8 protein-coding genes and 1 pseudogene are annotated in these 10930 nt (G+C 62.8%); 6 read left to right on the forward strand and 3 right to left on the reverse strand.

The annotated features are described in order from the left end of the window. Window positions 1–191: pseudogene (locus VGH41_RS21860) on the reverse strand (RNA pyrophosphohydrolase); the annotation flags it as partial. Window positions 192–392: 201 nt separating this feature from the next. Here VGH41_RS21860 and VGH41_RS21865 point away from each other — a divergent pair. After that, window positions 393–2129 carry a proline--tRNA ligase gene (locus VGH41_RS21865; RefSeq protein ID WP_331599673.1) on the forward strand — a complete coding sequence of 579 codons (1737 nt, stop codon included), beginning with the start codon at window positions 393–395 and terminating at the stop codon, window positions 2127–2129. Between the two features lie 12 nt (window positions 2130–2141). Further along, complete coding sequence (locus tag VGH41_RS21870; protein ID WP_331599674.1) at window positions 2142–2741, forward strand: MarC family protein; 600 nt, start codon at window positions 2142–2144, stop codon at window positions 2739–2741. Between the two features lie 100 nt (window positions 2742–2841). Here the strand turns inward: VGH41_RS21870 and VGH41_RS21875 are convergent, their stop codons facing one another. Next, window positions 2842–3393 carry a hypoxanthine-guanine phosphoribosyltransferase gene (locus VGH41_RS21875; protein WP_331599675.1) on the reverse strand — a complete coding sequence of 184 codons (552 nt, stop codon included), beginning with the start codon at window positions 3391–3393 and terminating at the stop codon, window positions 2842–2844. Window positions 3394–3581: 188 nt separating this feature from the next. Beyond that, window positions 3582–4949 carry a signal recognition particle protein gene (gene ffh / locus VGH41_RS21880; RefSeq protein ID WP_331599676.1) on the reverse strand — a complete coding sequence of 456 codons (1368 nt, stop codon included), beginning with the start codon at window positions 4947–4949 and terminating at the stop codon, window positions 3582–3584. Window positions 4950–5030: 81 nt separating this feature from the next. Here ffh and VGH41_RS21885 point away from each other — a divergent pair, with 81 nt between their 5' ends. The 4 genes from VGH41_RS21885 (at window position 5031) to VGH41_RS21900 (ending at window position 10382) form a co-directional block, all read left to right on the forward strand. Beyond that, window positions 5031–5957 (forward strand): cytochrome C assembly family protein, encoded by a 927-nt coding sequence (locus VGH41_RS21885; RefSeq protein ID WP_331599677.1) that lies wholly within the window; start codon window positions 5031–5033, stop codon window positions 5955–5957. Window positions 5958–5964: 7 nt separating this feature from the next. After that, the gene (locus VGH41_RS21890; protein ID WP_331599679.1) at window positions 5965–6297 is read left to right on the forward strand and encodes a PP0621 family protein; all 333 of its coding nucleotides are present in this window, start codon (window positions 5965–5967) and stop codon (window positions 6295–6297) included. After that, entirely contained in the window at window positions 6294–6890 is a 597-nt protein-coding gene (gene ampD, locus VGH41_RS21895) for a 1,6-anhydro-N-acetylmuramyl-L-alanine amidase AmpD (protein ID WP_331599680.1), read from the forward strand. The genes VGH41_RS21890 and ampD overlap by 4 nt, the downstream gene beginning before the upstream one ends. A gap of 492 nt (window positions 6891–7382) precedes the next feature. Continuing rightward, window positions 7383–10382 carry a ribonucleoside-diphosphate reductase subunit alpha gene (locus tag VGH41_RS21900; protein WP_331599681.1) on the forward strand — a complete coding sequence of 1000 codons (3000 nt, stop codon included), beginning with the start codon at window positions 7383–7385 and terminating at the stop codon, window positions 10380–10382. Window positions 10383–10930 lie beyond the last annotated feature (548 nt).

Raw genomic sequence — 10930 nt, forward strand, 5'->3', positions numbered from 1 at the left:
ACCTCGTTGTGCGCGTTCAAGAGGATGATGCCGACGTTCGGGCGAAAGCCTTCACGATCCAGCATACAACCACCTTCGAATCCTTTAAAATTGCTTTGATTATAAACAGATAACGGACCCGACGCACCGATTCGCACCAGAATGGAACGATTCGCCGCAAAGGGGCGCGTTTGCGGTAGCCTGTCGGCCATCCGGCGCGGCAGCAGGTACGGCGGCTCAAGGGTTTTCGCCGGTTTACCGGGCTTTGGGCGCGGCGCCGGGCCGTCCTGGGCGCGTGATTGGCCGGTCGTCTGCCGTCGAAGTGCCGCGCACTTGCTGCGCAGCTACCGAATTCCCCACCGTTTTCACCTTTCGGGCGGTCCCTCCGGAGCCGCCGCTTTTGGAAAATCTGAATGAAAGCTTCCCGTTTCTTTATCGGCACGCTGAAAGAAGCGCCCGCCGACGCCGAGATCGTCAGTCACAAGCTCATGGTGCGCGCCGGCATGATCCGGCGCGTGGCCGGCGGTATCTACAACTACCTGCCAGTCGGCCTGCGTTCGATCCGCAAGGTGGAAGCCATCGTGCGCGAAGAAATGAACCGGGCAGGTGCGATCGAACTGTTGATGCCGTCGGTACAGCCGGCCGAGTTGTGGCAGGAATCGGGCCGCTGGGAGAAGTACGGCCCGGAGCTGCTGCGCTTCAAGGACCGCAAGCAGTCCGATTTCGTGCTCGGACCGACGCACGAAGAAGTGGTCACGGACATCGCGCGTAATCAGATCAAGAGCTACCGTCAGTTGCCGGTGAATTTCTACCAGGTTCAGACGAAGTTCCGCGACGAGATCCGTCCGCGTTTCGGTGTGATGCGCGGCCGCGAATTCATCATGAAAGACGCGTACTCGTTCGACAAGGACGTGGAAGGTCTGCGCGAGTCGTATCGCAAGATGTACGACGCTTACGTGCGCATTTTTACGCGCCTCGGTCTGGACTTCCGCGCGGTCGCGGCGGACAACGGTTCGATCGGCGGCAGCGGCTCGCACGAATTCCACGTGATCGCCGACACCGGTGAAGACGCCATCGCGTACTGCCCGACTTCGGAATTCGCCGCGAACGTCGAAGCGGCTGAAGCCTTGCCGTTGAGCGCACAGCGCGCCGCGCCCGTCGAACCGATGAAGAAAACGTCCACTCCGGGCAAGGCGAAGTGCGAAGCGGTGGCCGAGCTGTTGAACATCCCGCTTGAGCGCACCATCAAGTCGATCGTTCTGGCGACCGAAAACGAAGGCGCCGAGCCGACCATCTGGTTGCTGATGCTGCGTGGCGACCACGATCTGAACGAGATCAAGGTGAGCAAGCTGGCGGGCCTGGCCGAATTCCGCATGGCAACTGAAGCCGAGATCGTCGCGACCTTTGGCACGCCGCCGGGTTACCTCGGCCCCATCAACACGAAGAAGCCGGTCAAGGTGATCGCGGACCGCACGGTCGCGAACATGAGCGACTTCGTGGTCGGTGCGAACGAGGTGGATTACCACATCACCGGCGTGAACTGGGGCCGCGACCTGCCGGAGCCGGAAGTAGCGGACATCCGCAACGTCAGGAAGGGCGATCCGTCGCCGGACGGCAAGGGCGTGCTGGACATTTGCCGCGGCATCGAAGTGGGCCACGTGTTCCAGCTCGGCACGAAATATTCGGAAGCCATGAACGCGACCTGCCTCGACGAAACCGGCAAGCCGCGCCACATGGAAATGGGCTGCTACGGCATCGGCGTCACGCGTATCCTGGGTGCGGCGATCGAACAGAACTTCGACGAGCGGGGCATCATCTGGCCGGAATCGATCGCGCCGTTCGAAATCGTGCTGTGCCCGATGGGCTATGACCGCAGCGAAGCCGTGCGCGAGCAGGCCGACAAGCTCTACGCGGAGCTGGTCGCGGCCGGCGTGGACGTGATCCTCGACGATCGCGGCGAGCGTCCCGGCGTGATGTTCGCTGACTGGGAGCTGATCGGCGTGCCGCATCGTCTGGTAATCGGCGACCGTGGCCTGAAGGACGGCAAGCTCGAGTATCAGGGCCGGCGCGACGCCGAAGCGACGCTGCTGCCCGTCGAAGGCGCGGCGCAAGTGGTAACGGAGAAGATTCGCGCGGCGCTGGCGCGCTAGGCGGAGCGGACGGTGGAGTACACCTTCCTGTCTGCGACCATCCTGCTGGTTCTGATCACCGACCCGCTCGGCAACATTCCGTTGTTCATCAGTTGCCTGCGCGGGGTCGCGCCGAACCGGCGCACGGTGGTCATTCTCCGCGAGGTGGCCATTGCGTTCGCTATCCTGCTGGTCTTCATGGTGGTCGGCCAGGGCTTCCTGCGGATGATGAACCTGACCGACCAGTCGTTGCGGATCGGCGGCGGGATCGTGCTGTTTCTGATCGCACTCAGAATGGTCTTTCCGCATCCCGACGGGCCGCTCGGCGGCGACACGCGCGGCGGCGAACCGCTCATCGTGCCGCTTGCCATCCCGGCTCTGGCGGGCCCGTCGGCGCTTGCTACCGTCATGCTGCTGACGTCGCAGGCTCCCGGCAAGATGCTCGAATGGATCGGCGCGCTGACGGTCACGATGATCGTCTGCGCAATCGTGCTGATGCTGGCGGAGCGGATTCAGGCGTGGCTCGGCGAACGCGCCATGATGGCGTTCGAAAGATTGATGGGCCTGGTGCTGGTGGCCATTTCAGTGGAGATGATGCTGGGCGGTATCCGGTCTTTCGTTCATCAGTTGTGAGATCGTCAATGACGCCGGGCGCGCCCCGAGCTTCGCGCCAAACAAAAAGCGGCCCATGGGCCGCTTTTTTACTACCGGTTCATCACGCGATGGCGAAGGCTCAAGCCCCGTCAGTCAACGCCCGAATGGTGGGCAGGTTGCGCCAGTAACCTTTCGCGTCCATTCCGCAACCGAACACATAACGGTCCGGTACTTCGAAGCCGCAAAAGTCCGGGCGCAGCGGCTTGGCCTTCGGAATAATCTTTTCGCACAACACCGCGCTCAGGAAGCGCTTCGCGCCCATTGCGAGGATGCGGTCGCGGATCGCGGCCATCGTCTCGCCTTCGTCGAGGATGTCGTCGAGCACCAGAACGACCCGATCCTTTACCGACTCAGCCGGCGCGACACGCCACTGCATGTCGTTGCCGCCCTTGGTGGTGTTGCGATAGCGGGTCAGGTGGATGTAGTCGAATTCGAGCGGGAAATCGAGGTGCGGCAACAGCATGCCGGTGAACACCGCCGCGCCGCCCATCACCGACAGCACGAGCGGGAAATCCCCGTTCATTTCGGCAGCGATGGCCGAGGCCATTCCGCTGATCGACGCATTGACGGCGTCGGCCGAAACGATTTCTTCGGAGTGACGGAAAATGTGGAGAGCTTCTTCGCGATTCATGACGTCTGGCGGGTGGTGACTGTATACATAGTGTGAAAAAGAACGACGATGCGCGCTACAGCATATACCCGGGCGGCGCGTAACGCGCATGTCGCACACGCGCACGTTCCAGACCGGGCACTTGCGGCATCTATACCCGGCAGATGCCCGGACCAAGCGGCGGACCCATGCGCCCGCCCGGCGCTTGCCTAGCGCATGCCCGGCAACATGCCCTTCATGCCGCGCATCATCTTCTGCAGGTTGCCGCCCTTGAGCTTCTTCATCATCGTGCGCATCTGCTCGTACTGGTTCAGCATGCGGTTGACTTCCTGCACCTGCACGCCGGCGCCCGCAGCGATGCGGCGCTTGCGGGTGGCCTTGATCAGTTCCGGCTTGGCACGCTCGGCCGGCGTCATGGAGTTGATGATGCCTTCCATGCGGCGCATCTGCGACTCGGCCATGCCCATGTTGGCGCCGGCTGCGGCTTGCTGGAACTGCGCGGGCAGCTTGTCCATCAGCGACGACAGACCGCCCATGCTTTTCATCTGCGTCAGTTGCGCGCGGAAATCGTTGAGGTCGAAGTCGCCGCCTTTCTTGACCTTGTTGGCGAGCTTCTGCGCGGCTTCGACGTCGACGCCGCGCTGCGCTTCTTCGACGAGGGCGAGAATGTCGCCCATGCCGAGAATCCGGTTGGCCATGCGGTCCGGATAGAAAATTTCCAGGCCGTCGAGCTTTTCGGCGACACCGACGAACTTGATCGGCTTGCCTGTGACGTGACGCACGGAGAGCGCTGCACCACCGCGCGAGTCGCCGTCGAGCTTGGTGAGCACGACACCGGTGAGCGGCAGTGCGTCGCTGAAAGCCTTCGCGGTGTTGACCGCGTCCTGGCCCAGCATCGCGTCGACGACGAACAGCGTTTCCGCCGGTTTCAGCTCGCTGTGCAACGCAGCGATTTCCTGCATCATCGCTTCGTCGATACCGAGACGGCCGGCCGTGTCGACCAGCAGCACGTCGTGATAGTGGCGCTTGGCCCAGTCCACCGCGGCGCGCGCGATATCCACCGGCTTCTGATCCGGTTCCGACGGGAAGAAATCCGCGCCGACCTGTTCGGTCACCGTCTTCAACTGCGCAATAGCGGCGGGGCGGTAGACGTCGCAAGAAACGGTGAGCACCTTCTTCTTGTACTTTTCGCGCAAGAGTTTGGCGAGCTTGCCGACCGTGGTGGTCTTGCCGGCGCCTTGCAGACCCGCCATCAGGATGACGGCCGGCGGCGTGACGGCGAGATTCAGTTCGACCGCTTTGCCTTCGTAGTCGCCGCCGATGATAGCGGTCAGTTCGCGCTGCACCACGCCGACCAGCGCCTGACCCGGCGACAGGCTGCTGATGACTTCCTCGCCGAGCGCCTTTTCCTTCACCTTGGCGATGAATTCGCGCACGACGGGCAGTGCCACGTCAGCTTCGAGGAGCGCGAGGCGCACTTCGCGCAGCATCTCCTGGGTGTTCGCCTCGGTGAGCCGGGCTTCGCCGCGCAGCGTCTTGACGACGCGCGCCATCCGTTGAGTCAGATTGTCGAGCATGGGGAGCGATGAACAGTGCGGCCGGAGCGGGGCGCGAAGCGGAAGACGTCGCGGAGCAGGGGCCTAGTGTAAACTTCGAATATGGATATTGTACTGTATGCCCTCACTGCACTCCTGTACGGCGGTCTCGCCGTTGCAGGCTGGCGTTCGCACCGGCACACCGCGTTGCGCCCGGTGTTGGAGAGCGTGCCGCCCGTGCCGTTTTCCACGTCTTCGTCGAATAATCCGGCCGTCGCCGGGTTCACCACGCCCGCGCGGGTGCTGCTGTTTGTCGCACTGCTGGCCCACGGCTTGCTGCTGCACACCACCATCTTCCCGCAGAACTCCATGGTGTTCGGCTTCGCGTTCGCGCTGTCGGCCATGTTCTGGCTGGGTGCCGGCATCTACTGGATCGAGAGCTTTTTCTTCCCGCTCGACGGTCTGCGCTTGCTGGTGCTGCCGCTCGCATGCGTCGCCTCGCTGCTGCCGCTCGCGTTTGGCGGAGTGCGCGTGCTGTCGTATTCGGCAGATCCGATGTTCAAGCTGCACTTCCTGATTGCCAACATCGCCTATGGACTGTTTGCGATCGCGGCGTTGCACGCCGTCTTGATGCTGCTGGTCGAACGCCGTCTGCATGCGATGCGCGGCGGCGTGCTGCAGCGCCAGGGTGCGGCGGCCGGCAACGGCTGGCTGTCGAGCTGGCTCGATTCACTGCCGCCGCTCCTCACGCTGGAAAAGCTGCTGTTCCGTCTGATCAGCGCGGGCTTCGTACTGCTCACGCTGACGCTGCTTTCGGGGATCCTGTTCAGCGAACAACTGATCGACCGGGCGCTGCGGCTCGATCACAAGACCGTGTTCGCGATCCTCTCGTGGGTGATGTTCGGCGCGCTACTCACCGCCCGCAAGGTGTCGGGCTGGCGCGGCCGCGCGGCGTTGCGCTGGGTGCTGGCGTCGTTTCTGGCGCTGCTGCTCGCCTACGTCGGCAGCCGTTTCGTTTTCGAGGTGCTGTTGCACCGTCCTGTGGTGTGATCGGTCCATGAGACAAATCTTTCTGTTGATTCTTCTGTTCATCGTCGGGCAGTGGCTCGTGAAAGCGCTGCGCCGTGCCGATGCATCCCACTCGCAGCGCACCGGTGCGGCCGGCGGCACGGCGGGCGCTCAAGGCGCGGGTGCTCAAGGTGCCGGCGCGAAGGGCGCGCAAGGGCGCGCGGCCAAAGCGCCGCAACTGGCTGAGCCGATGATCCGCTGCGTCGAGTGCGGCGTGCACGCGCCCGCAAGCGACTCGGTCGTGGTCGCCGGTCAGCCGTTCTGCTGTACCGCGCATGCGCAGCGCCATGCAACCCCACCGTCGGGACGCGACGCCCGATGAGCGTCGGTTTCACCCTCGACGCAGAGGGTTGGGTGACGGCCGCGCACAAGCTGCCGTCGCCGAATTTCGAAGCACGTCCAGAAGGCGCGGTGCCGACCTTGATCGTCGTGCACAACATCAGCCTGCCGCCTGGTGAATTCGGCGGCAGTGCGATTGCCGAGCTGTTCCTGAACCGTCTGGATTGCGATGCGCACCCGTACTACGACACGCATCTGCGCGGCGTGCGGGTGTCTGCGCATTTCGTGATCCATCGCGATGGTGCGCTCGACCAATTCGTCTCGTGTGACGCGCGCGCGTGGCATGCCGGTGTGTCGAATTTCTTCGGCCGTGAGCGTTGCAACGATTTCTCGATCGGCATCGAACTGGAAGGCAGCGACGCAAGCGCGTTCGAAGCGGCGCAATACCGCACGCTCGCCGGGCTGGTGAAGGCACTCGCGGCCCGCTATCCGGTCGAAGCGCTCGCGGGTCATTCAGACATTGCGCCGGGTCGCAAGACCGACCCCGGGCCACATTTCGAGTGGTCTCGTCTGCAGCGCGACACCGCGCTCGCCGCTCGGTATTTCCCCTATCTCAAGTTTTCCAAAACGCTGTAACGACCCTCCGCCAGAATTCTCAAATTGCGAGGAAAGCAAGGCGCAGCCTTGTTCTCCGCGAAGCGCCTTCGCGTGGCGCGATGCCAAAAGTCAAGACGGCAAGGCCAAATAAATCGATTTGATCTGTCTTGAAACTCCACTATACTTGGTGCCAGAAAACGAGTTTCGCACTATATCTTGTGTGTCAAGCGGCGCCCTGCTCTCCGAGCATGGCGCCGCAAACACGCCGGACGGCGAAAAAAATATTCCTGCGGCGCGCCCGGTCAAGAGCACCGGTCGCATCCAGAAGCATTCAGGAAAGGGGCCTGGCAAGTGATCGCGACACGCACGATGAAGACCATTAACGATTCGAACCTGGCTTCATCGCACTCGCATCCCGCCACCCGGCTCAGCCGGCTTTTTTCCTGCACCTCATCGCTTGCGCTCGCGGCGGCGCAGCGTTCGTATTAATCCGCGGTTTCTCCGCACATTCCAAGACCAGGAGCTTTGCACATGCAAACCACCGATAACGCGACGACCCGGTACGAGGGCGCGTCCACTGGCCAAACCTTCGGTGCCCCGGCACAGGGTGCACAGTCGCTCGCGCCGCAAGCGACGTACGCCGACTACAAGGTGATCCGTCGTAACGGCAGCGTGGTGTCGTTCGAGCCGTCGAAGATCGCCATTGCGGTCACGAAGGCATTCCTGGCCGTCAACGGTGGTCAAGGCGCGGCGTCGGCACGCGTGCGCGAACTGGTCGAGCAACTAACGCAAAGCGTCGTCCGCGCGCTGCTGCGCAGCCGTCCGAATGGCGGCACCTTCCATATTGAAGACATCCAGGACCAGGTCGAGCTCGCGCTGATGCGCGGCGGCGAGCACAACGTCGCGCGTGCGTACGTGCTGTATCGCGAGAAGCGCAGCCAGGAGCGCAGCCATGACGCGGTTGAAGCGCCGAACGGCTCGCTCGGCCTGACCGTCACCGACGGCGGCGTGACGCGTCCGCTGGACATGGTGGCGCTGCGCGGCATCATCGAGTCGGCTTGTGCCAACCTGGGCGACGCGGTGAGCGCCGAGCCGATCGTTGCGGAAACGGTGAAGAACCTGTACGACGGCGTGCCGATGAGCCAGGTCTACGACTCGGCCATCCTCGCTGCGCGCACGATGATCGAAAAGGACCCGGCATACAGCCAGGTCACCGCACGCATCCTGCTGCACACCATCCGCCGCGAGATCCTCGAAGAGGAAGTCACGCAGGGTGAAATGGGCCAGCGTTACGCCGAGTACTTCCCGAGCTTCATCAAGCGCGGCGTGCAAGCCGAGCTGCTCGACGAGAAGCTGCAACAGTACGACCTGAAGCGTCTCGGCGCGGCGCTCGACGCCGACCGCGACCTGCAGTTCGGCTACCTCGGCCTGCAAACGCTGTATGACCGCTACTTCCTGCATAGCGACGGCGTGCGCATCGAAATGCCCCAGGCATTCTTTATGCGTGTGGCAATGGGCCTGGCACTGAACGAGATCGACCGTGAAGCGCGCGCCATCGAGTTTTACAACGTGCTGTCGAGCTTCGACTTCATGTCGTCCACGCCGACCTTGTTCAACTCGGGCACGCGCCGCTCGCAACTGTCGTCGTGCTATCTGACGACGGTGGACGACGACCTCGACGGCATCTACGAAGCACTGAAGGAAAACGCGCTGCTGTCGAAGTTCGCCGGCGGTCTGGGCAACGACTGGACGCGTGTGCGTGCTCTGGGCTCGCACATCAAGGGTACCAATGGCAAGTCGCAAGGCGTCGTGCCGTTCCTGAAGGTCGTCAACGACACGGCCGTGGCCGTGAACCAGGGCGGCAAGCGCAAGGGCGCCGTGTGCGCGTACCTGGAGTCGTGGCACCTGGATATTGAAGAATTCCTCGAGCTGCGCAAGAACACCGGCGACGACCGCCGCCGTACGCACGACATGAACACGGCGAACTGGATTCCCGACCTGTTCATGAAGCGCGTGCACGAGGGCGGTGACTGGACGCTGTTCTCGCCGTCCACCTGCCCGGATCTGCACGACAAGTTCGGCGCAGAGTTCGAAGCGGCTTACACAGCTTACGAAGACAAGGTGGCGCGCGGCGAGATCAAGCTGTTCAAGAAGATCCCGGCAGCGCAACTGTGGCGCAAGATGCTTGGCATGCTGTTCGAAACCGGCCATCCGTGGATCACGTTCAAGGATCCGTGCAACATCCGTTCGCCGCAGCAGCACGTGGGCGTCGTCCACTCGTCGAACCTCTGCACGGAAATCACGCTGAACACGAGCGACAGCGAAATCGCCGTGTGCAACCTGGGTTCGGTGAACCTGGTCGCGCACCTGAAGGAACAGGCAGACGGCACGCTGGTGCTCGACCACGACAAGCTCAAGCGCACCATCAGCGTGGCGATGCGCATGCTCGACAACGTGATCGACATCAACTACTACGCGGTCGCCAAGGCACGTAACTCGAACCTGAAGCACCGCCCGGTCGGCATGGGCATCATGGGCTTCCAGGACTGCCTGCACCTGCTGCGCACGCCGTATGCGTCGGAAGAAGCGGTCAAGTTTGCTGATACGTCGATGGAAGCGGTCTGCTATTACGCGTACTACGCGTCGACCGAGCTGGCTGCCGAGCGCGGCCGTTACTCGAGCTACCGCGGCTCGCTGTGGGACCGCGGCATCCTCCCGCAAGACACGCTGAAGCTGCTGGCCGAAGCGCGCGGCGGCTACGTGGAAGTGGATTCGAGCGAGTCGATGGACTGGACCGAGCTGCGTTCCCGCATTGCAACGTACGGCATGCGCAACTCGAACTGCGTGGCGATTGCACCGACGGCGACGATCTCCAACATCATCGGCGTGTCGGCTTGCATCGAACCGACCTTCCAGAACCTGTATGTGAAATCGAATCTGTCGGGTGAATTCACGGTCGTGAACGACTACCTGGTGCGCGACCTGAAGGCACGTGGCCTGTGGGACGAGGTGATGGTTGCCGACCTGAAGTACTTCGACGGCACGCTGTCGCGCATCGACCGCATCCCGGCCGACCTGCGCGCCATCTACGCCACCGCGTTCGAAGTCGATCCGAAGTGGCTGGTCGAAGCGGCCTCGCGTCGTCAGAAGTGGATCGACCAGGCGCAGTCGCTGAACATCTATATGGGCGGCGCGTCGGGCAAGAAGCTGGACGAGGTCTACAAGCTCGCATGGCTGCGCGGTCTGAAGACGACGTACTACCTCCGCACCATGGCGGCGACTCACGTGGAGAAGTCGACGGTGGCGCACGGCGCGCTGAACGCGGTGAGCTCGGGCGGCGGTGAAGGCTCGGGCGGTGCGGCTGGCGGCGCAGCAGGTGGCTTCGGCGTGAGCGGCGGTGCTGCGTCGGGCGGCCTGCAAGCAGCAGCGGCTCCCGCAGCTGCAGTGGAAGCTGCGCCGGAAGCGGATGGTCCGGTGTGCATGATGCGTCCGGGCGACCCTGGCTTTGAAGAGTGCGAGGCTTGCCAGTAACACTGGCTTGCAATTGAGTTGCAGCGGGGCAGCACTTACCCGCGAGAAGTGAAACAGAAGTGATGCTGATGAGCGGCGCGGCAACCAGGTTGCGAGCCGCGCTGCTCATCGAAGCGCAGCCGCCACGCTCACGCTCCGTTCGAAGCGCTCGTCACGAAGCGCTCAGCAAGCAGGGCGATCTACACCAGGCCACGCATTGAACTTCGCGTCACTCGCGCTGACGAAACAGCAACGACGGACGCGACGGATGCAACACAACGCGCCGCGCAATACAGATTGAAAGAGCATCGAAGAGGCTTCGTCACGATGCTCTCTCGACATCGCGAAGCACTTCATCGACACACGTTTTGATCGCTTCACATGAGTCTTCATAGACAGTCTGTTGACCAAAGTGTTGTATGAAGGTCGCAACGCGAATCGAAAACAGGATTTTTCATCAGCGAACTCTTTTATCGCTCGTGAAAAGATGGTACAAACCGTTCTAAATTGATGGTGACATTTATGCTCAACTGGGATGACGAGATCACTGCCGTAACTCCCTCGAGCGC

Origin of the sequence: Paraburkholderia sp., from assembly GCF_036488795.1 — a bacterium.
Lineage (GTDB): Bacteria > Pseudomonadota > Gammaproteobacteria > Burkholderiales > Burkholderiaceae > Paraburkholderia.

Bases quoted from the DNA above. Each gene is read 5' to 3' on its own strand.
- VGH41_RS21865 (WP_331599673.1), top strand. From the start codon at position 393: ATGAAAGCTTCCCGTTTCTTTATCGGCACGCTGAAAGAAGCGCCCGCC.
- ffh (WP_331599676.1), bottom strand. From the start codon at position 4,949: ATGCTCGACAATCTGACTCAACGGATGGCGCGCGTCGTCAAGACGCTG.
- VGH41_RS21875 (WP_331599675.1), bottom strand. From the start codon at position 3,393: ATGAATCGCGAAGAAGCTCTCCACATTTTCCGTCACTCCGAAGAAATC.
- VGH41_RS21885 (WP_331599677.1), top strand. From the start codon at position 5,031: ATGGATATTGTACTGTATGCCCTCACTGCACTCCTGTACGGCGGTCTC.
- VGH41_RS21890 (WP_331599679.1), top strand. From the start codon at position 5,965: ATGAGACAAATCTTTCTGTTGATTCTTCTGTTCATCGTCGGGCAGTGG.
- ampD (WP_331599680.1), top strand. From the start codon at position 6,294: ATGAGCGTCGGTTTCACCCTCGACGCAGAGGGTTGGGTGACGGCCGCG.
- VGH41_RS21900 (WP_331599681.1), top strand. From the start codon at position 7,383: ATGCAAACCACCGATAACGCGACGACCCGGTACGAGGGCGCGTCCACT.